Annotated in this window: 23 protein-coding genes; 13 read left to right on the top strand and 10 right to left on the bottom strand. The window is 72.3% G+C overall.

What is annotated here, in order from left to right:
* Positions 1-209: 209 nt before the first annotated feature.
* Positions 210-1,373, bottom strand: a complete 1,164-nt coding sequence (locus WQO_RS15055) for a threonine aldolase family protein (protein ID WP_010063750.1) — start codon at positions 1,371-1,373, stop codon at positions 210-212.
* 180 nt (positions 1,374-1,553) lie between these two features.
* Here WQO_RS15055 and WQO_RS15050 point away from each other — a divergent pair, with 180 nt between their 5' ends.
* The 10 genes from WQO_RS15050 (at position 1,554) to WQO_RS15005 (ending at position 9,883) form a co-directional block, all read left to right on the top strand.
* Positions 1,554-2,504: a Rossmann-like and DUF2520 domain-containing protein gene (locus WQO_RS15050; RefSeq protein WP_010063751.1), complete on the top strand. Its 951-nt coding sequence runs from the start codon at positions 1,554-1,556 to the stop codon at positions 2,502-2,504.
* A complete protein-coding gene (gene panC, locus WQO_RS15045; protein WP_010063752.1) occupies positions 2,501-3,520 on the top strand; it encodes a pantoate--beta-alanine ligase in 1,020 nt (339 codons plus the stop codon). Before WQO_RS15050 ends, panC begins: the two co-directional genes overlap by 4 nt.
* Positions 3,517-5,202: an L-aspartate oxidase gene (locus tag WQO_RS15040; protein WP_010063753.1), complete on the top strand. Its 1,686-nt coding sequence runs from the start codon at positions 3,517-3,519 to the stop codon at positions 5,200-5,202. The genes panC and WQO_RS15040 overlap by 4 nt, the downstream gene beginning before the upstream one ends.
* Positions 5,203-5,335: 133 nt before the next feature.
* Positions 5,336-6,403: a carboxylating nicotinate-nucleotide diphosphorylase gene (gene nadC / locus WQO_RS15035; RefSeq protein WP_032749197.1), complete on the top strand. Its 1,068-nt coding sequence runs from the start codon at positions 5,336-5,338 to the stop codon at positions 6,401-6,403.
* Positions 6,403-7,200: a type III pantothenate kinase gene (locus WQO_RS15030; protein ID WP_010063757.1), complete on the top strand. Its 798-nt coding sequence runs from the start codon at positions 6,403-6,405 to the stop codon at positions 7,198-7,200. Before nadC ends, WQO_RS15030 begins: the two co-directional genes overlap by 1 nt.
* Positions 7,201-7,360: 160 nt before the next feature.
* Positions 7,361-7,945, top strand: a complete 585-nt coding sequence (locus WQO_RS15025; RefSeq protein ID WP_010063758.1) for a hypothetical protein — start codon at positions 7,361-7,363, stop codon at positions 7,943-7,945.
* Positions 7,946-8,026: 81 nt separating this feature from the next.
* Positions 8,027-8,206 (top strand): hypothetical protein, encoded by a 180-nt coding sequence (locus tag WQO_RS15020; protein ID WP_006125507.1) that lies wholly within the window; start codon positions 8,027-8,029, stop codon positions 8,204-8,206.
* A gap of 171 nt (positions 8,207-8,377) precedes the next feature.
* Entirely contained in the window at positions 8,378-8,824 is a 447-nt protein-coding gene (locus WQO_RS15015; protein ID WP_010063759.1) for a BlaI/MecI/CopY family transcriptional regulator, read from the top strand.
* 9 nt (positions 8,825-8,833) lie between these two features.
* Positions 8,834-9,403 (top strand): amino-acid N-acetyltransferase, encoded by a 570-nt coding sequence (locus WQO_RS15010; RefSeq protein ID WP_029182643.1) that lies wholly within the window; start codon positions 8,834-8,836, stop codon positions 9,401-9,403.
* A 144-nt stretch (positions 9,404-9,547) separates the two neighbouring features.
* Positions 9,548-9,883, top strand: coding sequence for a histone-like nucleoid-structuring protein Lsr2 (locus tag WQO_RS15005; RefSeq protein WP_006125504.1), 336 nt, complete (start codon positions 9,548-9,550; stop codon positions 9,881-9,883).
* Here WQO_RS15005 and WQO_RS15000 read toward each other — a convergent pair.
* Positions 9,862-10,476 (bottom strand): SCO3374 family protein, encoded by a 615-nt coding sequence (locus tag WQO_RS15000; RefSeq protein ID WP_010063762.1) that lies wholly within the window; start codon positions 10,474-10,476, stop codon positions 9,862-9,864. The genes WQO_RS15005 and WQO_RS15000 overlap by 22 nt on opposite strands.
* A gap of 450 nt (positions 10,477-10,926) precedes the next feature.
* On the opposite strand from WQO_RS15000, the gene WQO_RS14995 reads away from it, so the two are divergent.
* Entirely contained in the window at positions 10,927-13,455 is a 2,529-nt protein-coding gene (locus WQO_RS14995) for an ATP-dependent Clp protease ATP-binding subunit (protein ID WP_006125502.1), read from the top strand.
* A 55-nt stretch (positions 13,456-13,510) separates the two neighbouring features.
* Here WQO_RS14995 and WQO_RS14990 read toward each other — a convergent pair whose 3' ends face one another.
* Positions 13,511-16,660 (bottom strand): serine protease, encoded by a 3,150-nt coding sequence (locus tag WQO_RS14990; RefSeq protein WP_010063763.1) that lies wholly within the window; start codon positions 16,658-16,660, stop codon positions 13,511-13,513.
* Positions 16,657-17,013, bottom strand: coding sequence for a trypco2 family protein (locus tag WQO_RS14985; protein ID WP_010063764.1), 357 nt, complete (start codon positions 17,011-17,013; stop codon positions 16,657-16,659). Before WQO_RS14985 ends, WQO_RS14990 begins: the two co-directional genes overlap by 4 nt.
* Positions 17,014-17,468: 455 nt before the next feature.
* Here WQO_RS14985 and WQO_RS14980 point away from each other — a divergent pair, with 455 nt between their 5' ends.
* The gene (locus WQO_RS14980) at positions 17,469-18,182 is read left to right on the top strand and encodes a M23 family metallopeptidase (protein ID WP_010063765.1); all 714 of its coding nucleotides are present in this window, start codon (positions 17,469-17,471) and stop codon (positions 18,180-18,182) included.
* Positions 18,183-18,506: 324 nt separating this feature from the next.
* Here the strand turns inward: WQO_RS14980 and cseC are convergent, their stop codons facing one another.
* The 5 genes from cseC to WQO_RS14955 form a co-directional block, all read right to left on the bottom strand.
* A complete protein-coding gene (gene cseC / locus WQO_RS14975; RefSeq protein WP_010063766.1) occupies positions 18,507-19,844 on the bottom strand; it encodes a two-component system sensor histidine kinase CseC in 1,338 nt (445 codons plus the stop codon).
* 154 nt (positions 19,845-19,998) lie between these two features.
* Positions 19,999-20,712, bottom strand: a complete 714-nt coding sequence (cseB, locus tag WQO_RS14970) for a two-component system response regulator CseB (protein WP_010063767.1) — start codon at positions 20,710-20,712, stop codon at positions 19,999-20,001.
* Positions 20,713-20,746: 34 nt separating this feature from the next.
* Positions 20,747-21,415 (bottom strand): hypothetical protein, encoded by a 669-nt coding sequence (locus WQO_RS14965; RefSeq protein ID WP_010063770.1) that lies wholly within the window; start codon positions 21,413-21,415, stop codon positions 20,747-20,749.
* 86 nt (positions 21,416-21,501) lie between these two features.
* On the bottom strand, positions 21,502-22,173 hold the full coding sequence (locus tag WQO_RS14960; RefSeq protein WP_010063771.1) for a SigE family RNA polymerase sigma factor: 672 nt from the start codon (positions 22,171-22,173) through the stop codon (positions 21,502-21,504).
* 193 nt (positions 22,174-22,366) lie between these two features.
* The gene (locus WQO_RS14955; RefSeq protein WP_058953993.1) at positions 22,367-23,281 is read right to left on the bottom strand and encodes an HhH-GPD family protein; all 915 of its coding nucleotides are present in this window, start codon (positions 23,279-23,281) and stop codon (positions 22,367-22,369) included.
* 305 nt (positions 23,282-23,586) lie between these two features.
* Between WQO_RS14955 and WQO_RS14950 the strand changes: the two genes are divergently transcribed.
* On the top strand, positions 23,587-24,330 hold the full coding sequence (locus WQO_RS14950) for a hypothetical protein (protein ID WP_029182644.1): 744 nt from the start codon (positions 23,587-23,589) through the stop codon (positions 24,328-24,330).
* A gap of 437 nt (positions 24,331-24,767) precedes the next feature.
* Here WQO_RS14950 and disA read toward each other — a convergent pair whose 3' ends face one another.
* Positions 24,768-25,892, bottom strand: coding sequence for a DNA integrity scanning diadenylate cyclase DisA (gene disA / locus WQO_RS14945; RefSeq protein WP_010063775.1), 1,125 nt, complete (start codon positions 25,890-25,892; stop codon positions 24,768-24,770).
* Positions 25,893-25,967 lie beyond the last annotated feature (75 nt).

The raw sequence follows: 25,967 nt of genomic DNA, 5'->3' as shown, positions 1-25,967 counted from the left end.
CCAGCCCGTCCGGCGTTTGAGGACGGACTGCCGAGCCCAGCCCAGCCTGTCCGGCGTTTGAGGACGCAACCCCGGGCCCGGGTTCCGGGCCACTGGACGGGGGCCCGGACATTTCCAGCCCGTCCGGCGCTTGAGGACGGAACCCCGGGGCCCAGGGGCCGGCACTCGACGGGCCCCCGGGAAGCACGGCTCTCCGCGAGCCCCCGGCTCTAGGAGAGCCCCCGCACAACCCCCACGAACCCCACCACCGCATCCCGCACATCCCCCGCCGACCACTCCAGCCCCGCACCCCCCACCGTCACCTCGGTGAACGAGACACCCGGCGGCAGCCCCGTCCCGCCCGTCCCCGCGAACCAGCGCCGGAAGAGGGCCACGCCCGTCCCCTCCGCCTGTCGCACCGACGCCTCGTCCAGCACCTCCGTCCCGTACGGCAGCCAGACCTGGAACTGATGCGTGTGCGGCGGCTCCGGATGAACCCGGAACCACGGCACCCCCGCCGCCGCGAACCCCTCCGCCAGCGCCCCGGCCACCACCTTCGCGTGGGCCACGTACGACGGCAGACGCGGCAGCTCCCGCTCCAGACCGACCAGCGCGGACAGCGCCGCCGGGAACTGCTGGAAGAGCTGACCCCCGTACCGGTGACGCCATGCCCGCGCCTCCTCCACCAGCGTCGAAGGCCCCGCCAGCACCGCCCCCGACAGCCCGTCCAGCGACTTGTAGAAGGACACGTACACGCTGTCCGCAAGCCCCGCGATCTCCGACAGCTCCCGCCCGAAGTGCGGACCGCACTCCCACAGCCGCGCCCCGTCGAAGTGGACGACCGCGTCCCGCTCCCGGGCCGCGTCGACCACCGCCGTCAGCTCCTCCCAGGACGGCAGGACGAACCCGGCGTCCCGCAACGGCAGCTCCAGCATCAGCGTGCCGAACGGCTCGGGGAACTCCCGGACCTCCTCGGCGTCCGGCAGCCTCGGCTCCGCCGTGGGATGCACCGTGCGCAGCCCGCTCACCACCCCCAGCGCCCCGCCCTCGTGCACCTCCGGGTGGGACAGCGGATGCAGCGCCACCGTCGCGTTGCCCGTACGCTCCGCCCAGCACCGCAGCGCGACCTGCTGGGCCATCGTCCCGGTCGGGAAGAAGGCCGCCGCCTCCATCCCCAGCAGCCGGGCCGTCCGCCGCTCCAGATCGGCGACGACCCCGCCGCCGTACACATCGGTCCAGTCGTCCGGATCGTGTACGGACGGGGCGCCGGCGGCCAGCGCCGCCAGCCGTTCGCCCAGCGTGCCGTCCGCGCCCACCCGGGCCAGCACCCGCCGCGCACCCCGCCACGCGGTCAGCCTGCGCCGCCGCTGCTCCTGCTCATCCATGGTCGCCATGGGACGATCATCACCCGGACCTCAGGCGGCGCGCTCGCGGTCTTCCGTCCCGCGTCCCGTCCCGCCCGGAAAGTTATCCACAGGCTGTGGGCAGGGGCGGGGCTTCCCCGAAACGCTGGCGTAGCATGCAGAGAAGTCGTCCGGTACCCCCCGCGGACTGGAACGGAAGGCCATCGCCGCGTGAACGCATCAGTTTCGAAGGAACCCCTCGACGCGAGGGACCGCCCCGCCCGTCTCACGGTCGGCGTCGTCGGCGCGGGCCGGGTCGGACCCGCCCTCGCCGCCTCGCTCCAGCTCGCCGGGCACCGCCCGGTCGCCGTGTCCGGTGTCTCCGACGCCTCCCGCCGCCGCGCCGCGGCGCTGCTCCCCGACGTGCCCCTGGTGGAGCCCGCCGAGGTGCTGGCCCGCGCCGAGCTGGTGCTCCTGACCGTCCCCGACGACGTGCTGCCCACGCTGGTCGAGGGCCTCGTCGAGACCGGCGCCGTACGGCCGGGCCAGCTCCTCGTCCACACCTCCGGGCGGTACGGGACCCGGGTGCTGGACCCCGCGCTGCGGGCCGGGGCACTGCCGCTCGCGCTGCACCCCGCGATGACGTTCACCGGCACCGCCGTCGACGTCCAGCGGCTCGCGGGCTGCTCCTTCGGCGTCACCGCCCCCGATGAGCTGCGGCTCGCGGCGGAGGCGCTCGTCATCGAGATGGGCGGCGAGCCCGAGTGGATCGCCGAGGAGGCGCGCCCGCTCTACCACGCGGCCCTCGCCCTGGGCGCGAACCACCTGGTCACCCTGGTCGCCCAGTCGATGGAGCTGCTGTCCAAGGCCGGGGTCGCCGCCCCCGACCGGATGCTCGGCCCGCTGCTCGGCGCAGCCCTGGACAACGCCCTGCGCTCCGGCGACGCCGCGCTGACCGGCCCGGTCGCCCGCGGGGACGCGGGCACGGTCGCCGCCCACATCGGTGAGCTGCGCACCCACGCTCCACAGGCCGTGGCCGGATATGTCGCGATGGCCCGCACCACGGCCGACCGGGCGCTCGCCCACGGCCTGCTCAAGGCCGAGCTGGCCGAGGACCTCCTCGTCGTCCTGGCCGACCAGGAGCGCCGCCCCGGCGGCCCCGGACCGGGGGAGACCCGATGACGCGCACGCTGCGGACCACCCTCCTGCGCACCGCCGCCGAGCTGGACGCGCTGCCCCGCCCCGCCGGGGCCGAGCGGGCCGTCGTCATGACGATGGGCGCGCTGCACGACGGCCACGCCACCCTGATCCGCGCGGCCCGCGACGCCGCAGGCCCCGACGGGCAGGTCGTCGTCACGGTCTTCGTGAACCCGCTCCAGTTCGGCGAGGCCGCCGACCTGGACCGCTATCCGCGCACCCTGGACGCCGACCTGGAGACCGCCGCCGCCGCGGGCGCCGACGCGGTCTTCGCCCCCGGCGTCGACGAGGTCTACCCGGGCGGCGAACCCCAGGTCAGGATCACCGCGGGCCCCATGGGCGAGCGCCTCGAAGGCGCGTCCCGCCCCGGCCACTTCGACGGGATGCTCACCGTCGTCGCCAAGCTCCTCCACCTCACCCGCCCCGACGAGGCGTTCTACGGGCAGAAGGACGCCCAGCAGCTCGCCCTGATCCGCCGTATGGTCCGGGACCTGAATTTCGGCGTCCGGATCACCGGCGTCCCCACCGTCCGGGACGCGGACGGCCTCGCGCTCTCCAGCCGCAACCGTTTCCTCTCCCCGCCGGAGCGGCACACCGCCCTCGCCCTGCCCCGCGCCCTGTTCGCGGCCCAGGACCGGCTCGCCGCCCAGCAGGCCCTGCACGAGCGGGCCAAGGCCACCGCGCCCGGGGGTGACCGGGCCGCCGGGCTCAACAGGCTCGGCGAGGCCCGGGCCGCCGCCGACGCCCAGGCCGTGGCGCTGGCCCGGCCCAACGGGGCGCCCGCCGCCGTCCGTGCCGCCGCCCGGACGGTCCTGGACGAGGCCGCCGCCCGGAACCGGGTTCCGCTCGTCCTGGACTACCTGGCCCTGGTGGACCCGGCGGACTTCACCGAGATCCCGGACGACCGCGAGAGCGGGGAGGCGATCCTCGCCGTCGCGGCCCGGGTCGGGAGCACCCGCCTCATCGACAACATCCCCCTCACCTTCGGAGCCCTGACGTGACCGGAATACGGCTGACCGCCCCCGCCCCCGGCTGGGCCATCGACGCGGACGTCGTGGTGGTCGGTTCCGGCGTCGCCGGGCTCACCGCCGCCCTGCGCTGCGCCGCCGCCGGCCTGGACACCGTCGTCGTCACCAAGGCCCGCCTCGACGACGGCTCGACCCGCTGGGCCCAGGGCGGCATCGCCGCGGCCCTCGGCGAGGGCGACACCCCCGAGCAGCACCTCGACGACACCCTCGTCGCGGGCGCGGGCCTCTGCGACGAGGAGGCCGTGCGCACCCTGGTCACCGAGGGCCCCGACGCCGTACGCCGGCTGATCACCACCGGTGCCCACTTCGACACCACCGACAGCGGCGACATCGCGCTCACCCGCGAGGGCGGCCACCACCGCCGCCGCATCGCCCACGCCGGCGGCGACGCGACGGGCGCGGAGATCTCCCGCGCCCTGGTCGGGGCGGTCCGCGAGGCCGCCCTGCACACCATCGAGAACGCGCTCGTCCTGGACCTGCTCACGGATGCCGAAGGCCGTACGGCGGGCGTCTCGCTGCACGTCATGGGCGAGGGGCAGCACGACGGCGTCGGCGCGGTCCGGGCCCCCTCCGTGGTCCTCGCCACCGGCGGCATGGGCCAGGTCTTCTCCGCCACCACCAACCCCTCCGTCTCCACCGGCGACGGGGTCGCGCTCGCGCTGCGGGCCGGGGCGGAGGTCTCCGACCTGGAGTTCGTCCAGTTCCACCCCACGGTCCTCTTCCTCGGCGCGGACTCCGAGGGCCAGCAGCCGCTGGTCTCCGAAGCCGTTCGGGGCGAGGGCGCGCATCTCGTCGACGCCGACGGCGTCCGCTTCATGCTCGGACAGCACGAGCTGGCGGAGCTCGCGCCGCGCGACATCGTCGCCAAGGGCATCACGCGCCGGATGCACGAGAAGGGCACCGAGCACATGTATCTGGACGCCCGGCACTTCGGGACGGCCATGTGGGAGCAGCGCTTCCCGACCATCCTGGCCGCCTGCCGGTCCCACGGGATCGACCCGGTGACCGAGCCGATCCCGGTCTCCCCGGCCGCGCACTACGCCTCCGGCGGCGTCCGCACCGACCTGCGAGGCCGCACCACCGTCCCCGGCCTGTACGCCTGCGGCGAGGTCGCCTGCACCGGAGTGCACGGGGCCAACCGGCTCGCGTCCAACTCCCTGCTCGAGGGCCTGGTCTTCGCCGAGCGCATCGCCGCCGACATCGCCGAGGTCCGCCCGCCCCGCACGGAACCGGCGGACGCCCCCGGTGACGCCCCCGTCCCGCTGCTGGCCCCCGAGGCCCGTACGGCGATCCAGCGCACGACGACCCGGGGCGCCGGAGTCCTGCGCTCCGCCGACTCCCTGGCCACCGCGGCCGAGGGGCTGGAGGCCCTCCACCGCGAGGCCGCCGCCGACGCCGAGGCGGACGGAGCCAAGGCGGTCGTCCCCGGGGTCGACGCCTGGGAGGTCACCAACCTGCTCCTGGTCTCCCGGGTCCTGGTCGCCGCCGCCCGGGAACGCGAGGAGACGCGCGGCTGCCACTGGCGCGAGGACCGGCCCGACCGCGACGACGCCCACGGCCGCCGCCACCTGGTCGTCCGCATCGGACCGGACCGCACCCCGGTCGTCCACCGCACGGAGACCGCCGCGTTCCCGCCCGTACGCCCGTCGGATTGAGCAGACTGCTGGAAGCAGCCGCTCCGCCGTGCACCACGCGGAGCAGCACCCGCACCGCCACACGCACCACCGGCACCACCCGAAGCACCAGCCGCACCCGCACCACCCGCCACGCCCCCGAGGAGCCGACACCGTGAGCACGCCCGAAGAGAATCCGCGCCCCACTCCCGTGGACGTACCGCTGATCAGCGTCGGCGCGCCCGTATCGTCCGCCCCCGCGGGAGGCGGCTGCGGCGACGGTTGCGGCTGCGGCGGTGACGATGGATTCGACCCCGAAGCCCTGGAGTGCGGCCTCGACCCCGCGCTCGCCCTGCTGCTGGCCGAGGCGGGGCTCGACCCCGTCCAGGTCGAGGACGTCGCGCACGTGGCGATCGAGGAGGACCTCGACGGCGGGGTGGACGTCACGACCGTGGCGACCGTCCCCGAGGACGCCGTGATCACCGGTGACTTCACCGCCCGCGAGGCCGGTGTGGTCGCCGGGCTCCGGGTCGCCGAGGCGGTCCTGTCGATCGTCTGCACCGAGGAGTTCGAGGTCGAGCGGCACGTCGAGGACGGCGACCGGATCGCCCCCGGCCAGAAGCTGCTGACCGTCACCACCCGCACCCGGGATCTGCTGACCGGTGAGCGCAGCGCCCTGAACCTGCTCTGCCGCCTCTCCGGCATCGCGACCGCCACCCGCGCCTGGGCGGACGTGCTGGAGGGCTCCAGGGCCAAGGTCCGCGACACCCGCAAGACGACGGCGGGCCTGCGCGCGCTGGAGAAGTACGCGGTGCGCTGCGGCGGCGGCGTCAACCACCGGATGTCGCTCTCCGACGCGGCCCTGGTCAAGGACAACCACGTGATCGCCGCGGGCGGCGTCGCGGAGGCGTTCAAGCGCGTGCGCGCCGAGTTCCCCGAGCTGCCCATCGAGGTCGAGGTCGACACGATGGACCAGGTCCGCGAGGTACTGGACGCGGGCGTCGACCTGATCCTGCTGGACAACTTCACCCCGGCCGAGACCGCCGAGGCGGTCGCCCTGGTCGGCGGCCGGGCGATCCTGGAGTCCTCGGGCCGCCTCACCCTCGACTCGGCCCGCGCCTACGCCGACGCGGGCGTCGACTATCTCGCGGTCGGCGCGCTCACCCACTCCTCGCCGATCCTCGACATCGGCCTGGACTTCCGCGACGCGGACGCGTCCCCCTCCGCCGGGGACGACGCCTGATGCTGCTCACCATCGACGTCGGCAACACGCACACGGTCCTCGGCCTCTTCGACGGCGAGGACGTCGTCGAACACTGGCGGATCTCCACCGACCCCCGCCGCACCGCTGACGAGCTGGCCGTTCTGCTCCAGGGCCTGATGGGCATGCACCCGCTGCTCGGCATGGAGCTGGGCGACGGCATCGAGGGCATCGCGATCTGCGCCACCGTCCCCTCGGTCCTGCACGAGCTGCGCGAGGTCACCCGCCGCTACTACGGCGACGTCCCCGCCGTACTGGTCGAGCCCGGGGTCAAGACGGGCGTGCCGATCCTGATGGACAACCCCAAGGAGGTCGGCGCCGACCGCATCATCAACGCGGTCGCCGCCGTCGAGCTGTACGGGGGCCCGGCGATCGTCGTCGACTTCGGCACCGCCACCACCTTCGACGCGGTCTCCCCGCGCGGCGAGTACGCGGGCGGGGTCATCGCCCCCGGCATCGAGATCTCGGTCGAGGCGCTCGGCGTCCGGGGCGCCCAGCTCCGCAAGATCGAGCTGGCCAGGCCGCGCAGCGTGATCGGCAAGAACACCGTCGAGGCCATGCAGTCCGGCATCATCTACGGCTTCGCGGGCCAGGTCGACGGGGTGGTGGCCCGGATGAAGAAGGAGCTGGCCGCCGACCCGGACGACGTCACCGTCATCGCGACGGGCGGCCTTGCTCCGATGGTGTTGGGGGAGTCCTCGGTCATCGACGAGCACGAGCCGTGGCTGACGCTCATCGGGCTGCGCCTGGTCTACGAGCGGAACGTGTCCCGCTCGTAGGGGCGGCCGCACAGGACCCCGGCGTACCTGCGGGAACGGCCGGGGCCGCAGCCGCCGGCCCGTTCGGCCGCGCCGCGCCACCGACGACCAGTTAAACGGATTTTGTCCATTTAGCACGTATTGTCGCGTCATGCCCACGCCCTACGGTTCACGAGGCGGCATGGCGTTCAGCGCGGACGAGCTGCGGGTGCTCCGACGTGCCCTCGCCATCGCCCTCCACCCCATGCCCCTGTCCGACGAGGACGTCCAGGACTGCCTGCGGCTCGCGGGCTCCGTGGACGAGGCGGTCGGCGAGGCGGGTCGGCTGCGAGCGTTCCTCCTCGCCGACCTCGCCCGCTACCGCAACGCCCTCCCCGGCTCCGCCACCGGCTATCTGGAGCTGCTCCAGGACGCCCTGGCGGCCGGCTACGACCCCCGCCCGGACGATCTGGCCGCCCTGCGGGCCCTGCGCGGCGGACCGCTCGCGGCGGCCCTCCTGGAGCGCTGCCAGGTGCTCGCCGAGCGCTCCGTACGGGCCCGGCTCGCCGGCCGCTCCTCCGGCGCCGCGGCCCCCGGCCCCCGCAGCCGGCTGCTCGCCCTGCCCGGCGGCCGCGCCGCCACCCGGGAACCGGAACGGCCCGGGACCCCGGCCGCGCCGGGCAAGCCGCAGAAGCCGGGCGAGCGCCCCATGCCCAAGCCCTCCGAGGTCTTCCCGCCGCGCCGACGGCCCGCACCGCCCCCGTCCGAGGAGCGGGCGGCCGGCTGACCCTCCGGCGCTCCCCGACGCGGCGGCCTCCACCGGGAGGTCGCCGCGTCGGGCCGTTCCGGGCTCGCTACTCTGGACGGCATGGACTACGTATCCGCGCTCGTGCCCCCCGTGGTGATGGCCGTCTTCTTCGTCTCCCTGATCGTGATCATCGTCAAGAGCCAGGGCGGTCCGAACAAGACCAAGGAGGACGACGCCGTGGACGCGGCGATCGCCCGCGCGGAATCCGCAAAGCAGACCGCTCGTCCGGAGAATGTCTGACCGCAGGAGCGGGCCCCGCCCGCCCCGCGTCTTCCCGGCGCGCGACAGGCCCTGGCGCACGACTCGTCGAGAGCCGTGCGCTTTTTGCTGCGCAAAGAGCAGACCATTCGGGACATCTGCCACTAAAGTGATCGCGTGCCCCGTCAATTGGGAGACCTCGAAGACGCCGTGATGACGCGCGTCTGGCAATGGAACCGACCGGTCACCGTGCGGGAAGTCCTTGAGGACCTTCAGCAGGAACGGTCCATCGCGTACACGACCGTGATGACGGTAATGGACAATCTCCATCAGAAGGGCTGGGTCCGCAGGGAAGTCGACGGCCGCGCCTATCGATATACGGCCGTCTCCACCAGGGCCGCCTACTCGGCCGCACTGATGAACGAAGCCTGGTCACAGAGCGACAACCCCGCCGCAGCGCTTGTCGCGTTCTTCGGGATGATGTCCGCCGGGCAGCGCGAAGCACTGCAGGACGCCGTTCGTATGGTTTCCCCCAATCCCGCGGAAACCGCCCCCGGCCCGGCTGCCGAAACCATCCCGGGCAGCCCCGCGGAACCGACCGCCGGCGCCTCCCGAGATGACGTACCGACCGATGACGCGACGCCGGAGAGCGGGCGATAGCGTCGGGGCATGTCCTCAGAGCAGCCGCAAAGCGATCCCGATACCGAACTCCATACCGACCCGTCGGTAAATAAGCCCGCCATCACCGTCCGACGGGCCAGGACGAGTGATGTCGGGGCGGTTCGACGACTCCTCGACGGGTACGTGTCCGGGGGCATCCTGCTCGACAAAGCGACCGTCACCCTTTACGAGGACATCCAGGAGTTCTGGGTGGCGGAACGCGACGAGGACGCGACCGTCATCGGCTGCGGCGCACTTCATGTCATGTGGGAAGACCTGGCGGAAGTGCGGACCCTTGCGGTCGACCCCCGCATGAAGGGCGCCGGAGTCGGGCATCACGTGCTGGAGAAGCTCTTGCAGACCGCGCGATGGCTCGGCGTCCGCAGGGTTTTCTGTCTCACCTTCGAAGTGGACTTCTTCGCCAAGCACGGCTTCGTCGAGATCGGAGAGACGCCCGTCGACACCGATGTCTACAGTGAGCTGCTGCGTTCCTACGACGAGGGTGTCGCGGAGTTCCTCGGTCTCGAACGAGTGAAGCCGAACACCTTGGGCAACAGCCGGATGCTTCTGCACCTGTGATCTGCAGAAGGACCTGCCTCCCTATGTCCGAATCGCGCATGTTTCCCGTCTTCCCGGGCTGCTGAACCTCTCACGAGGGTTTGTGTTTTCCCGGGAAAAGCGGTTTCCTTTCCGCGTACTCCATTTTCGATGAAAGGAAATCCCGTGGCACAGAAGGTTCAGGTCCTTCTTGTCGATGACCTCGACGGTGTCGAGGCTGACGAGACCGTCACGTTCGCCCTCGACGGCAAGACGTACGAGATCGACCTCACCACGGCCAACGCGGACAAGCTTCGCGGCCTTCTCGAGCCCTACACCAAGGGTGGACGTCGCACCGGTGGCCGTGCCGCCACGGGCCGAGGCAAGGGCCGCGCCGCCGCCGGCGGTAACAAGGACACCGCGGAAATCCGCCGGTGGGCCCGGGAGAACGGCCACAATGTGAATGACCGCGGCCGTGTTCCCGCCGAGATCCGTGAGGCTTACGAGAAGGCCAACGGCTGATCTGCTGAACCCCTTGCCAGCACCTCTTCCGGCACGCCGGAACGGGCGTGCGACAACCGGACCCGATGGCATTCCGTCGCCGCCGCGTCCACCAGGCGTACGAGATCGGGGGCACCCCCACCGCTGCTCCCGAAGCCTGCGAGGGCCGGGAGCGCCGGCCCGGGCCCACGCCCCGGCTCTGGGGGCCGCAGCCAGACGGCGGCCCCCGTCGAGCCCCCCGCGGAGCCCGGGAGAGGCGGGGCTGTGACCCGGCCCCCCGCGCCGACGGCGATCAGGTCCGGTGCGAGGGGAGCCCACTCCAGCCAGTCGAGCAGCCCCGGCAGCTCATCGGCGCCGCCCGCGGCGACCAGCAGCCCCATCCGCGTACCGGACAGCAGGACCGGACCGGTGCGCACACCGCGCCGCAGCACGGCGTGACCGGCCTCGGCGGGCAGCTCCAGTACATCGAAGGACTCCCCGGTGATCAGGCGCAGCGGATCGCGCCCGTCGGCGGCCCAGCCCAGCTCCCGCGCGTACCGCCGGGCGAGTGCGGCATCGGCGGAACCCGGAGCTGCATCGGGCGACGATCGGGGCTGCGGGACGGTACGGGTCATGTCCGATGAACCGCACAACCGCCTCCGGAGTTACGGAAAGTCCGTGCGCGATCACTCCGTGTCCCCGTCGAGGGGGCGCTCAGGAGCATTCAGCAGCGCAAGGATGTTCGCCCGTAGCGGAGGGAACCGGGGCGCGCCGCATGGACTGTCAGTGATTGCGGGTAAGACTTTCCTAGTGGGAAGGGGCGACACGCTGGCCGAGGCGTCTCACGTTCGCCATCGGCGTACTGGCGAAAGGGGTATCTGCCTGGCCTGCGGGAACATCGTCTCGCACCATCGGGTTGGAGCAGTTGTCAGCTGTTCGGCAGTAAGAATCCCCGCCCGGCGCGGGGTGATCCGGACGGATGTCGGCAGTTGGAATGAGCTGTCCCGTCCTGCGGGACTAGCATGCGGAAGGACTGGGAGGGGACCGACCCCTCACTGACCGACCGCTCTGAGGAGCGATTAACGATGTTCGAGAGGTTCACCGACCGCGCGCGGCGGGTTGTCGTCCTGGCTCAGGAAGAAGCCCGGATGCTCAACCACAACTACATCGGCACCGAGCACATCCTCCTGGGCCTGATCCACGAGGGTGAGGGTGTCGCCGCTAAGGCCCTGGAGAGCCTCGGGATTTCGCTCGAGGCGGTCCGCCAGCAGGTGGAGGAGATCATCGGGCAGGGGCAGCAGGCTCCTTCCGGGCACATCCCCTTCACCCCGCGAGCCAAGAAGGTCCTGGAGCTGTCGCTCCGCGAGGCCCTTCAGCTGGGCCACAACTACATCGGCACCGAGCACATCCTGCTCGGCCTGATCCGCGAGGGCGAGGGCGTCGCCGCCCAGGTCCTCGTGAAGCTGGGCGCCGACCTGAACCGGGTCCGGCAGCAGGTCATCCAGCTGCTTTCCGGATACTCGGGCGGCAAGGAGACGGCGGCCGCGGGCGGCCCCGCCGAGGGCACGCCCTCCACGTCCCTGGTGCTCGACCAGTTCGGCCGGAATCTCACCCAGGCCGCTCGTGAGTCCAAGCTCGACCCGGTCATCGGGCGCGAGAAGGAGATCGAGCGGGTCATGCAGGTGCTGTCCCGCCGGACCAAGAACAACCCCGTCCTCATCGGCGAGCCCGGTGTCGGCAAGACGGCGGTCGTCGAGGGCCTGGCCCAGGCGATCGTCAAGGGCGAGGTGCCCGAGACCCTCAAGGACAAGCACCTCTACACCCTGGACCTCGGCGCCCTGGTCGCCGGTTCGCGGTACCGGGGTGACTTCGAGGAGCGCCTGAAGAAGGTCCTCAAGGAGATCCGCACCCGCGGCGACATCATCCTGTTCATCGACGAGCTCCACACGCTGGTCGGTGCGGGTGCCGCGGAGGGCGCCATCGACGCGGCCTCGATCCTGAAGCCCATGCTGGCGCGCGGTGAGCTCCAGACCATCGGTGCCACCACGCTCGACGAGTACCGCAAGCACCTGGAGAAGGACGCCGCTCTCGAGCGCCGCTTCCAGCCCATCCAGGTCGCGGAGCCGTCGCTGCCGCACACCATCGAGATCCTGAAGGGTCTGCGCGACCGTTACGAGGCCCACCACCGGGTCTCCATCACGGACGAGGCCCTCGTCCAGGCCGCGACCCTGGCCGACCGGTACATCTCGGACCGCTTCCTGCCGGACAAGGCGATCGACCTGATCGACGAGGCCGGTTCCCGGATGCGCATCCGCCGGATGACCGCGCCGCCGGACCTCCGCGAGTTCGACGAGAAGATCGCGGGTGTCCGCCGCGACAAGGAGTCGGCCATCGACTCCCAGGACTTCGAGAAGGCAGCCTCCCTCCGTGACAAGGAGAAGCAGCTGCTGGCGGCGAAGGCCAAGCGGGAGAAGGAGTGGAAGGCCGGCGACATGGACGTCGTCGCCGAGGTCGACGGCGAGCTGATCGCCGAGGTCCTGGCCACCGCCACCGGTATCCCGGTCTTCAAGCTGACGGAGGAGGAGTCCTCCCGTCTGCTGCGCATGGAGGACGAGCTCCACAAGCGCGTCATCGGCCAGAAGGACGCCATCAAGGCCCTCTCGCAGGCGATCCGCCGTACGCGAGCCGGCCTGAAGGACCCGAAGCGCCCCGGTGGCTCGTTCATCTTCGCCGGCCCGTCCGGTGTCGGTAAGACGGAGCTGTCCAAGACGCTCGCCGAATTCCTCTTCGGCGACGAGGACGCGCTGATCTCCCTCGACATGTCGGAGTTCAGCGAGAAGCACACGGTTTCCCGCCTCTTCGGTTCGCCCCCCGGTTACGTGGGCTACGAGGAGGGCGGCCAGCTCACCGAGAAGGTGCGCCGGAAGCCGTTCTCCGTCGTCCTCTTCGACGAGGTCGAGAAGGCCCACCCCGATATCTTCAATTCCCTGCTCCAGATTCTGGAGGACGGTCGCCTGACCGACTCCCAGGGTCGGGTCGTGGACTTCAAGAACACGGTCATCATCATGACGACCAACCTCGGGACCCGGGACATCTCCAAGGGCTTCAACCTGGGCTTCGCCGCCCAGGGCGACGTCAAGACCAACTACGAGCGCATGAAGGTCAAGGTCAACGAAGAGCTCAAGCAGCACTTCCGGCCGGAATTCCTCAACCGTGTCGACGACACGGTGGTCTTCCACCAGCTGACCGAGGAAGACATCATCCAGATCGTCGACCTCATGCTCGCCAAGGTCGACGAGCGCCTCAAGGACCGCGACATGGGCATCGAGCTCAGTGGCGAGGCCAAGACGCTGCTCGCGAAGAAGGGCTACGACCCCGTGATGGGCGCCCGGCCGCTGCGCCGGACGATCCAGCGGCAGATCGAGGACGTCCTCTCCGAGAAGATCCTCTTCGGTGAGCTGCGTCCCGGTCACATCGTGGTCGTGGGCACCGAGGGCGAGGGCGACGACAAGACGTTCACCTTCCGCGGCGAGGAGAAGTCGGCTCTGCCCGACGTCCCCCCGATCGAGCAGGCGGCAGGCGGCGCCGGCCCGAACCTGACGAAGGACGCGTGACGCGCAGGTAGGGCGCGAGCCCGAGCGCGTGTGAGGGGGTGCCCCGGAATCGGCTTCACGGCCGGTCCGGGGCAGCCCCTTGTCCGTCGGCGGCCACCGTGACCTCCAGCTCCGGCCAGCTGCGGCGGAGCGCGTCGAGGCTGCCCGCAGGGCACCCGGTTCCGGGACTCAGCTCCAGCGCCCGGAGCGACGGGAAGAGGCCCTGCAGGAGCGGCAGATCCTGACCGTCCGCAGGGGTGGCGTCGAGAACGAGGCGTCGGACGGAGGGCAGCGGAGCCAGGGTCGCGCAGTCGGCGGCCGACGGGGGCTCGGCGAGCCGGAGTGCCAGAACACCCCCGTGCTCCCGCAGCTCGGCGGCGGCATCGGCGAACGAGGCGAGCCGGGAGACGGCGAGCGAGGTGAGCTGCTCCCAGGACGCGAGCCCGCGCAGCGTCAGGGGACGGCTCTCCTCCATACCCAGGAAGAGAGCGTGCGGAAGGGGCGGCAAGGCGTCGAGCCGGGAGATCCCGCAGTGGCGGAGGGCGAAGCTCTCCAACCGGGCGTAGTCCGCGAGGGGCCCGAAGTCCTCGATGGCGGAGCACCGCGTGAAATGGAGGAACTCCAGGTCCGGCACGACGGAAGCCAGCAGGCCGAGGTCGGTGATCAGCCGGTTGTCGCCGAACCCGAGCTTGGTGAGCCGGTGCGCCGCCACGGCCGTCACGAACTCCGCCTCCGACAGGTCACCCGCCACCAAAAGCTGGTCGATGTCCGTCAGCCGGGTCAGATACCGCATGTGGTGGGGGGAGAGCGTCACGAAGTCCCCGGTGAGCCGACAGGACTCCAGGACCTCGGACGCGTACAGGTCCAGCGGGAAGTTGTCCCAGGAGGCGATGAAATCCTGGCCCAGTTCCGGATGCTCCCGGGCCCACGCGCGGGCGTGCGGGACGGCCGAGCGGCCCCCGATCAGCCCCACCAGCTTGACCGTGCAGCGTACGGACGGTGCGTCGGAGGGCAGGCTTCCGGCCTCCGGCAGGAACGTCAGCGCCGCTTCCCCGAGCCAGGCCAGGAGGGTGGCCTGCTTCTCGTCCGCCGGCGGGAACAGCGCGGCCACGCTCTGCCGGACCCGTTCCTGTACGGTCCGCTCCAGCCACGCAGCGTGCTGCGCGCACAGGGCGGCCAGCACATGGACGCCCGTGCGGTCGAGCGTGCCCTCCTCGTGCCTCAGCCCCGCGTCCAGCAACCCGTCCACCAGAACGGCCAGCTCGCGCCGGCCGCAGTGACCGGCCGCCAGCAGGATCACGTCCTCCCAGGCCTCCTCGTCCACGTGCCGCAGCAGTTCGCCCAGGTGGTCGTCCTCGACGAGCTCCTTCGCGGCCAGGTAGTCCTGGAAGGTCCGGTGGATGAACTGGTAGGTGTCGTCCCCGCGCTCCTGGAGCAGGCCGCTGCGGTTGAGCAGATGCGTGAGGATCTTCTCCGGCGGGCCCTGGGCGCCGACCCGCTCCATCCCGGCCAGGGCGCGCCGGAGCTGGCGCAGCGCCTGGTCCCGGGTGAACTCCGACTGGCCCTCGCGGACCAGCCAGACGGCGATCCGCTGGAGGAGCTGGGTGGATTCCTCGACGTCCAGGTCGATGCCCTCGGGGTTCCCGATCCGGCGGCGGTGGTCGCGGTGGCCCAGCAGCATCTCCAGGGCCGAGCGGTACAGCTTCCAGCGGGTTTCCGGGAGGAAGCCGTCGCGGCGGCGGTGCAGGGCGCAGATCACCGCGCAGAGCAGGGGCGTACGGGCCAGGTCACGGAGCGTGGGGTTCTGGTCGAACTGGTGCGAGAGGTCGCGTTCCAGCTCGTCCAGCCGCTCCGCGTCGTCCTCCTCCGACCGCCGGGCCGCCCGGTGCCAGGAGGCCGTGAACGCCTGGATGTCCTCGTTCCGCATCGGCAGCAGGCGTAACTCCGCGAAGCCTTCCGACCGCAGCCAGTCCGGCTCGACGGCGAGCGGCCGTACGGTCACGACGCACCGCGTGTCCGGGTAGCGGGCCAGGAGCTGCGAGAGCCAGAAGTGGGCCTGCTCGCGCTCCTCCGGCGGCACCTCGTCCAGCCCGTCCACCAGCAACAGCGCCCGCCCGGCCTCCAGGACCCGGCCCGCCCAGCCCTCCGGAGCCGTATCGACCAGCAGACCCGCCGCACCCGACAGCTCGGCCGGGCGCGGGAACGTCATGCCTCGGGCCCGCAGCGTGCGCAGGGGCACCACGAACGGGACCAGTCCGTTCAGCGGGGCCAGGTCGTCGTCCAGGGTGCGGGCCGAGGCGTGCGCGGCCAGCCACCACAGCAGCGTCGTCTTGCCCGCGCCCGCGTCGCCGCGGAGCAGGACCCGGGGGCGGTCGGCGAGGAGGTCGTCGATGCGCCGGGGGAGGGGCGGGCCCGGGGCGGCCCGGTCCTGCGCCTGGGCCTCCAGGCTCAGGTACGCCGTGTCCAGGTCCCATTCCCGGTCGTGCCGGCGCAGCTCGTCCAGCCCGAAGATCTTCGTGCGGCGGTAGGCGACGCCGAGCGCCTGCGCGTACTCCGTCTCGTACCGCAGGTCGCGCGGGAAACTGCCGTGGACGCGTTCCTGGCGCAGGTCGACCCCGGTCCGCCGGTAGACGAGGCGGAACGGGGTCGCCGCCAGGACCGGGGCGAGCGGGACGCACTCGACCCGGCGGCCGTCGCGCTGCTGCGGGACCTGGCGGGCCACGCCCAGCAGCACGTCCCCCATGAAGACCGGGCCGCCGGAGAGCCCGGCGAGCGCGGCCGACTCGTCGTCCGGGCGGGCGGCGGGCGGGCCGTCCAGATCACAGACCAGCAGGTCGCGGACCTGGCCCGCCACGGGCAGGACCGTCGCCGTGTACTGGTCCGCCTCCAGCCGCCGGTCGGGGCCGTACCGCTGGACGCGGGGGAAGCCGGTGATCTCGCACTCGGGTATCGCCTGGCGGGTGTCGACCACGCCGAGCCGTACGGGCGGGACCGGCCGCACCGGTTCGACGGCCTCCAGCAGGGCCACGTCCAGCCGGTAGTCGATCCAGGCGACGGTGGCCCGTACGCGGTCGGAGATGGCCGGGTGGGCGATCAGGACGGACCCGGACTTGACCACGTGGGCGCAGGTCAGGACCAGCCGGTCGGTGAGCAGGACGCCGCTGCCCTGCTGGATCGCGGTGACGACCACCGTACGGTCGGCGGGGTGGACGACGGGGTGGCTCATGTACGGGAGGCCCCGTCACCGAACCCCGCCGTCGACCCGTCGTCCTCGGTCCCGATCTCCCACGCCTCGCCCGTCGCGGCGTTCCGCGGGGTCAGGGTGAAGGCGACCTTGTGCGTGCGGCCCGTGGTGCGGGCGGCGTCCGCGCCCGCCTCGACCACCCAGGCCTTCACCTTGCCGCCCGCCTTCGCCTCCCGGCGCAGTTCGAGGGTGAACTCCATCTGGATGTCGCCGACCGCGAAGGAGACGGGGTGGTCCGTGCCCCGGGTCGCCGCGTCGATGAGCTGGTTGCGGATGGAGGCGACGGCGTCCGCCAGCTCGATGCCGTCCAGGGCGTGGTTGTTCTCGGCCGTCATGGGGTCCCCCGGGGTCCGGTGCGCTTTCCCGTCAGCGTAGTGAAGTAGCGGGCCGAAGGTCCCGAATCGGAAGGACCAAGGTCCCACCGGCGGTGACAAGGCGCACAGCCCGAAACAGGCCTACTACCCGGGCTAGGAGCAGAGGCCGTGATCGGCCTCGGGACCTTCGGCCCGGTGTCGCCAGGCCCTTCCGGGACTCTGGGCGATTCGGACGTTTCGCGGTGCCATGTCCGGAAAAGGTCCCATGGAACAGGCGTTAAACGTCTTTCGCGCGAAGGATTTCGTCGCCCGCGCCGGCCCCTCACCGAGGGACAACCTCGGTCAATTCCCCCCGCCCCCTCTACGGCTTTTCTTCGTAGATGGGGTGTTTGAGCATCGGCCGGGGTGCGGGTTACCAAGGTTGAGCAAGCCCGGACAGCACGCCGGGTCCACTCACCTTCGGAGGACTTCCTCGTATGAAGCGCGCAACGAACCAGCACACCGTCCGCCCGTCCGCCTTCCGCGTCCGTGGCGCCGTCCTGGCCGCCGGCCTGGGGGCGTCCGTGGTGCTGGGTGCCGGAACGGCGTTCGCCTCCAGCGGCACCGCCGCCGCTGCCCCCCTTGCCGCGAGCACGACCGCCGACTCGGTCGCCCAGCAGGCGGCCGCGCAGGCCAAGGCCGCGGACGCGGCGAAGAAGACGGCCGCGAAGAAGGCCTCCGACGCCAAGAAGAAGGCCGAGGACAAGAAGAAGGCCGCCAAGAAGAACGCCGCCTCCTGGAAGACCCCGGTCAAGAAGTACAAGCTGACCGCCAGCTACGGCACCGGTGGCGCCCGCTGGGCCGCCAAGCACTCCGGCCAGGACTTCGCCGTGCCGATCGGCACCCCGGTCACGGCCGCCCACACGGGCACCGTCGTGAAGGCCGGCCCGAACGGCGCCGGTGACGGCCCCGCGTACGGCAACGCCATCGTGATCAAGCACTCCAACGGCAAGTACTCGCAGTACGCGCACCTGTCGAAGGTCAACGTGAAGATCGGCGAGAAGGTCAAGACGGGCGAGAAGATCGCGCTGTCCGGCAACACCGGAAACTCCAGCGGCCCGCACCTGCACTTCGAGATCCGCACCACCCCGAACTACGGCTCGGCGCTGAACCCGGCCGCGTTCCTCCGCTCGGTGCACGTCTCCATCTGATCCGGCCCGGCGTAACCGCGCGGCTCCCGTCCGGACACCAGTAGGCACCCGGCGGCCGCGCAGCACAACCGAAGAGCGTTCAGTGGACCCGTTACACCCCGGTACCCGGGGCGTGCGCCCGGGTCACCCGACCGACGGCGACGTCGAGGACAGCCTCACGGCTCACTCCTCGGGGTCGCCGTCGGCGTTTCCCCGCCGGACGCGGTGCCGCCAAGAGCGTCGGCTGCCCCCGGTCCGAGAGCCGCCGGTCAGTCCGACGGCTGCCGCCCGGTCCTAGGGCTGCCGGTCAGTCCGAAGGCTGCCGCCCGGTCCTAGGGCTGCCGGTCAGTCCGAAGGCTGCCGCTGGTCCGCCGTCCGCAGCACCGGGAAGCTGCCCGTCACCGTCGGCGCGTGCTCCGGCAGCCACAGCACCGCGATCGCCCCGCCCGTGCCCTCCGCCGCACCCGAGGGCGCCGCGTTGCGGAAGGTCAGCCGGGCCCCGAGCACCCGCGCCTGGCCCGCCGCGATCGTCAGCCCGAGCCCGTGCCCGTGCCCGGCCCGGTCCACGCTGCCGGTACGGAACCGGCTCGGCCCGTCCCGCAGCAGCTCCTCCGGGAACCCCGGACCGTGGTCGCGGACCCGGACCACCCGGCCCTCGACCGAGACCTCCACCGGGGTGGAGCCGTGCTTGGCGGCGTTCCCGAGCAGATTGCCGAGGATGCGCTCCAGCCGGCGCGGATCGGTGGAGACCCACGACTCATGGATCACCCGCACGGTCACATCGGGGTCCAGCAGAGCGATCCGCCGGCTGACGAACTCCCCGAGCGGCAGCTCCTGCAGCTCCGCCCGCTCCGAGGCACTGTCCAGGCGGGCCACCTCCAGCACGTCCTCGACCAGCGTCCGCATCGCCTGGGCCCGGTCCCGCACCAGCTCGGTGGGGCGGCCCGGCGGCAGCAGCTCGGCCGCCGTGAGCAGCCCGGTCACCGGGGTACGCAGCTCATGGGCGATGTCCGCGGTGACCCGGCGCTCCGCCTCGATCCGCTCGTTCAGCGCGTCGGTCAGCGCGTCGACCGCCCGCGCCAGCTCGTCCGTCTCGTCGCGGACGACCCCGCCGACCGCCTCCCTGACCCGGACGTCCGTCTGCCCCTGGGCGACCCGGCCCGCCGCGGCAGCCGCCTTGCGCAGCCGGCGCGAGAGCTGGCCGCCGATGAGCACCCCGAGCGCGCAGCCGCCGAAGACCACCGAGACCGAGCCGATGATCAGGGCCCGGTCCAGATCGTCCATGATCGTGGCCGAGCGGTCCGCGAACCGGGTGTGCAGCGACAGCACGTCCCCGCCGGCCAGCGGCACCGCCGCCCAGACCTCGGGGATCCCGTCGGCCCCCTGCTCGACATGGGTGGCCCGGCGGTTCTTGCGGACCTCGTCGCGCAGGCTCTGCGGCATCGTCGGGTCGTTGAGCTTCGCCCCGAACTTCGGGCCGCCCTTCTGCATGCTCGTCGCCTCGTAGAAGCGCTGCGCGCCGAGCAGCCGCTCCAACTGCACCTCGCGGGCGTTCTCGATCATCGAGACGCGGGCCGCGTTGTGCACCACCAGGCTCAGCGCCACCGCGATGAGCGCGCCGACCGCCGCGATGGCGATGCTGATCTTCCAGCGGACACCGGTCCGCAGGGCCAGCCGCTTCATGGGCCCACCACCGGCCGCTCCATCTGTGTCCGCCCCGGCCGCTCCACCCGTGCCTGCCCCGGCTGCTCTACCTGGGCCCGTTCCGGCCGCTCCACCCGTGCCTGCCCCGGCCGCTCCACCCGTGCCTGCCCCGGCCGCTCCACCCGTGCCCGTCTCATCCGCGCAGCTTGTAGCCGAAGCCGCGGACCGTGTCGATCCGGTCCTGGCCGATCTTGGTGCGCAGCCGCTGCACATGGACGTCCACGACCCGGGTGTCCCCGCCCCAGCCGTAGTCCCAGACCCGCTCCAGGAGCCGGTCCCGGGACAGGACCGTGCCCGGCGCGGACGAGAACTCCAGCAGCAGCCGCATCTCGGTGGGCGTCAGCGCCACCTGCTCCCCGGCGCGCCGCACCTCCATACCGTCCGTGTCGACCTCCAGGTCGCCGAAGACCAGCACGCCGCCGAGCGCCTCGTCCGCCGCCTCCGTACCGCCCGGCCCCGCGCCGTCCGGCCCGGCCGCGTGGCCGAAGCGGCGCAGCACCGCCCGGATGCGGGCGACCAGGACCGCCCCGTCGAAGGGCTTGGTCACGTAGTCGTCGGCGCCGGCCTCCAGGCCGAGCACCACGTCGATCGAGTCGGCCCGCGCGGAGAGCATGATCACGGGGACGGTCGACTCGTCCCGGATGCGGCGGCACAGGCTGACCCCGTCCAGACCCGGCACCATCACGTCGAGCAGGGCGATGTCCGGCCGGTCGGCGCGGAACGCCTCCAGACCGGAGAGCCCGTCGGGCATCGCGGTGACCGTGAAGCCGACCCGCTCCAGGGCGAGCTGGGTCGCCTCGCGGATGACGTCGTCGTCCTCGACGAAGAGGACGTGGGTCTCGGCCATGGGGCTGCTTCTCGCTTTCCGTTCCTGCCCGGTGTCAGTTCCTGCCCGGCTGCGCCGGTTCGTCCGCCGGATCCGGTGCCACCGGTTCCGACTGCACGGGCAGATCGCCGTCCGTGCCCTCGACGGCCCGGCTGAAGTCGTTGTGCACCCGGTCGTGCTCGGTGAAGCGGTCGCTCGCCCAACGGTAGGTGACCACCTCCGAGCCGGACGGGGACGCCAGCGGATCCTTCGAACCGTAGACCTGGGTCGTCACCACCAGATCGCCCCGGTCGATCGTTCCGTAGACGGCGGGCACCTCGGCGGCGAAGACGTTCTTGTACGAGCCGTCGTCGTCCGCCCGGTACACATACGTTCCGACGCTCACCGAGTCGGCGCAGCTCATCACGTTGACCACCACGTCGGCGGTCCGGCCGCCGGTCATCGACCCGTAGGACGTGTCGACCGGGTAGGCCTTGCCCGCACAGGGCTTGAGCCCTTCCCGGACCCGCTCGCCCACCTTGGGGTCGCTCTTGAGGAGCCGTACGGCGTCGACCCGCCGCACGGGCGGGGTCGTGCCGGACGGGCTGGGCTGCTGGGTGATCTGGGCGACCGGCTGACTGCCGGCGGGACCCTCGTCCCGGGTGCCGGTGCCGCCCGTCGAGCAGCCGACGCTGAACAGTCCGAAGGCGACGAGTCCGGCCAAGGCCGTGCCACCCGCCGCCATACCGCCCCGGAGGCGCGGTCTCCGGACCGGTCTCCCCGGCCCGTCGCCGTCCCCGAGGCCGCCACCCCCACCGCTGCTGCTGCCGCTCAGGCCGCGCACCGCTCCATCCCCCGCTCGTCGTGACGCCCGTTCCGCTGCGCCGGTGTGTGTGCCTTCGTCCCCGGCACCGACGTCAGCGGCGACCGCTGGGCGGGGACACGGCCGGAGGCGGCCGGCGCCACACCCCGGTGGCCGCGGTGCTCCCGGGCGACCGCCTCGCGGCTGTCCAGCTCGCGGCTCTCCAGCTCCTGACGCAGCCGCGCCAGGGCCCGGTGCAGCGTGCTCTTGACCGTACCGGCCGACATGCCGAGCGCCGCGGCCGTCTCCTCCGTGCTCATCTGCTCCCAGTGTCGCAGCACGACGACGCTGCGCTGCTTCGGAGCCAGAATCCCCAGGATGTCCATCAGCAGGGCGCGGTCGGCGCGCTGCTCGCTGCCGTCGTCGACGCTCGCGTCGGGCAGCTGCTCGGTCGGGACCTCTTCGAGCTTGCGCGCCCGCCACCACTCCGTACGGGTGTTGATCATGACGCGGCGGAGATAGGCGTCGGCCAGCGACTTGTCGGCGATGCCGTCCCAGCGGCCGTACGTGCGCACCAGGGCGGTCTGCAGGAGGTCCTGGGCATCGACGGGGTCGGGGACCAGACGACGCGCGCTGCGCAGCAGCGCGTCCTGCCGTGTGCGTACGTAGTCCTCGAACGCGAGCACCTCGCCCTGCGCCATGACAACCGCCTCCGTCCCCGATGAATCCCCGTGGTCACTGCTGTCGGAGACGCTACGGAGGCGTTGTCACGGCGATGTGCGGAGCAGCCGTAGGCCGGTGCACGGCTGCCCATCGGTTGTGTAACAGCGGGGCCGGGCCCCGGAACCCGGTGGTGCGACAGGGCGGAGCCGGGCCCCGGGAGCGGCGGCGGGATCAGGTCATCGGCAGCCGGTACCGGCCGTCGGCCAGCGGCTCGACGAGACCGTCCGCCACCAGCCCGTCCAGCGCCCGGGCCCGCTGCACCGGCTCGTCCCACACCGCGTCCAGCGCGGCCTGCGGTACGGGGTTCACCGCGTCCCGCAACACCGCCAGCAGCCGCCCGCGCACCTGGCGGTCGGTACCGGCGTACGTCTGGCCCTTGCGCGGCGGACCCTCGTGCGCGGGCTTCCCGGCCAGCCGCCAGGCACACCGCGAGGCGATCGGGCACCGGTCGCAGTCCTCGTTGCGCGCGGTGCACACGAGGGCGCCCAGCTCCATCGTGGCCGCCGCCCACTTCGCCGCCCGCTCGTCCTCGTCCGGCAGCAGCGCCCGGGCGAGCTTGCGCTCGGCGGCCGTCGTCGCGTTCGGCGGGTACTGGACCCCGGTCGCGGCGCGGGCGAACACCCGGCGGACGTTCGTGTCGAGCACCGCGTGCCGCTGTCCGTACGCGAACGAGGCCACGGCCGCCGCCGTGTACTCGCCGATCCCGGGCAGCGCCAGCAGCTGGGCGTGCTCGCTCGGCACATCGCCGCCGTGCCGTTCCGTTATCGCCTGCGCGGCCCCGTGCAGGCGCAGCGCGCGGCGCGGGTAGCCGAGCCGGCCCCAGGCACGGACCGCCTCACCGGGCGCCTCGGCGGCCAGGTCGGCGGGGCGGGGCCAGCGGGCGAGCCACTGCTCGTACACCGGCAGGACCCGGCTCACCGGGGTCTGCTGCAGCATGAACTCGCTGACCATCACGCCCCAGGCGCCCGCTTCGGGGCGGCGCCAGGGCAGATCGCGGGCGTGCTGCTCGAACCACCCGATGACGGGGGTGTGGAGGGAGGCGGCGGCGGGGGGCGTCTGGGGTGAAGTGGAAGTCATGGCAGTCATGGCACTGACGATCCTGGCACGGAAGGCGGGGCGGGCGTCACGGACGCGGGGGTGTCGGCCCGCGCGGCGGGCCCAGGGGGTGACAACGCCACCCGTTCTGTCCCCTGTGACCGGCTCGCGGCCCTCGTCCCGTGATGATGATCGGCAAAACTTGTGAGCGGAGCGGCGGGTGGGGCCGGACTCGGTCCGGATCTCTCGTAGAGTTCGGCCTTGTGGGATCTATGCGCAATCCGGTCGGTCCGCTTCCCTCCAGCATCTACTGGCGCCGAAGGGCGGTGGCGGGACTTCTGGTTGCGCTGCTCGCCGTGCTGATCGCCTGGGCGGTGACGTCCGGCGGCGGCGGTGGCGGCGGCCGGGACGACGCCAAGCCCGGCGGCTCCGACCCGGTCGAGTCGATCACCCCCGGCCCGGGCAGCTCCGGCCCCGCGATCAGCCAACAGCCGGGCGGCCGCGACGAGTCGGACGACGAGGGCGGCGGCGGCGGTTCGGGCGGCTCGGGTGAGTCCTCGGGCGGTTCGGGCGACGGAGCGTCAACAGGCGTTACGGGTGCGGGCGCTGGCGACCCGTCAGGTGCGGCTGCGGGTACGGGCGGTTCGGGTGGCGGCGGCAGTGCGGGCCAGCAGGTTCCGGCCGGGTCCCCGCTCCCCGAGTGCAAGCCCGCGGCGGTGCAGTTGAGCCTGCGGACGAAGGTCAGCTACGGCCCCGACGACAAGCCGAAGTTCGAGCTGATCGCGAAGAACACGTCGTCGAGCACGTGCAAGGCGGACTTCGGCCCGAAGAGCGCGGTGCTCACGGTGACGGAGGCGGGGGGCGAGGACGACGACCCGATCTGGTCCTCGAAGGACTGCCCCGCTGCGGGGGGCCCGCTTTTCCTGAAGGTGCCGGCGGGGGCGACGGTGATCCACGCGGTGGACTGGAACCGCACCCTGTCCGCGCCGGGCTGCGCGACGCCGCCTTCGGGCAAGGCGGGCCCGGGAACGTACCTCCTGGAGGCGAAGGCGCCGGGCGAGCCGGTCCAGCGAGCGTCGTTCGTCCTGGCGAAGGACTGACCCTTTCGCGGGTCGGCCGGCCACCCAAGCCCGTCGGGCGGCGATTCAAGCCCGTCCGGCGTTTGGGGACGGAACCGTTCACGCGGTCGGGCGCTGAGCCCACGGGCCTGGGCGAGCCCAAAACCAGCCCGTCCGGCGCTTGAGGACGGAACCGTCCGGGTGGACGAGCGATGCACTCACAAGCCTGGGCGAGCCCAAAACCAGCCTGTCCGGCGTTTGAGCACGGAACCGTTCAGGTGGACGAGCGATGCGCCAAGAGGTCCGGGCCAGCCCGTGAAGCCACCGCCCACCGGGCAGCAGGGTTCCGTCCTCACACGCCGGACGGGCTGGAGGTGGTCGGGGCTCAGCCCCCAAGCGCCTGGCGGGCTGGACGCTGCGCAGGGCCCCGTCCTCAAACGCCGGACGAGCTGGGAGAGTCGCCGGACGGGCTTGAAGGGTCAGACGTAGCGTTCCAGGATCGACGACTCCGCCAGGCGCGACAGCCCCTCACGGACACTCCGCGCCCGCGCCTCGCCCACCCCGTCCACCGTCTGGAGATCGTCCACACTGGCGGCCAGCAGCTTCTGCAGACCACCGAAGTGCTCCACCAGCCGCTCGATGATCGTCCCCGGCAGCCGCGGCACCTTCGCCAGCAGCCGGAAGCCCCGCGGGGACACCGCCGAGTCCAGGGTCTCCGGTGAGCCGCTGTAGCCCAGCGCCCGCGCCACCACCGGCAGCTCCAGCAGCTCCGTGTGGCTCAGGGAGTCCAGCTCGGTCAGCGCCTCCGCCACCGTGCGCGACCGTTTCGCCGTCGGCTCGGGGACGTAATCCCGGACCACCAGCTCCCGCTCCGGCTCCACCCCCGCGATCAGCTCGTCCAGCTGGAGGGAGAGCAGCCGTCCGTCGGTGCCGAGCTCGACCACGTACTCCGCGATCTCCGTCGCGATCCGCCGCACCATCTCCAGGCGCTGCGCCACCGCCGTCACGTCCCGGACGGTGACCAGGTCCTCGATCTCCAGCGCGGACAGCGTGCCCGCGACCTCGTCGAGGCGGAGCTTGTACCGCTCCAGCGTCGCGAGCGCCTGATTGGCCCGGGACAGGATCGCGGAGGACTCCTCCAGGACCCGCCGCTCCCCGTCCACGTACACCGCGATCAGCCGCATCGACTGGGAGACCGAGACGACGGGGAAGCCGCACGCCTTGGAGACCCGGTCCGCCGTACGGTGCCGGGTGCCCGTCTCCTCCGTGGGGATCGAGGCGTCCGGGACCAGCTGCACCCCGGCCCGCAGGATCTTGGTCATGTCCTTGTCGAGGATCAGCGCCCCGTCGAGCTTGCACAGCTCGCGCAGGCGCGTCGCCGTGAACTCCACGTCCAGCACGAATCCGCCGGTGCACATCGACTCGACGGTCCGGTCCATGCCCAGCACGATCAGGCCACCGGTATTGCCGCGGAGAATGCGCTCCAGGCCGTCCCGCAGGGCCATACCGGGCGCGACCGCGCTCAGCGAGGCGCGCATCAGCGCCTCGTTACCGGTGCCTTGGCCGGACTTTCCGGGCGTCGTCGCCCGGTCGTTGGCTGCCACTGCACTCCTCCGGTCACAGGTTTGCGGTGCCCTTGCGTCCCCCATGCCGTGTCCACGGGCGGGCGAGACCAGGGC

It is taken from the genome of Streptomyces globisporus C-1027, assembly GCF_000261345.2.
GTDB lineage: Bacteria > Actinomycetota > Actinomycetes > Streptomycetales > Streptomycetaceae > Streptomyces > Streptomyces pakalii.
Note: the sequence above shows the minus strand (reverse complement) of the source record. Positions and strands in the feature narration are given on the sequence as shown.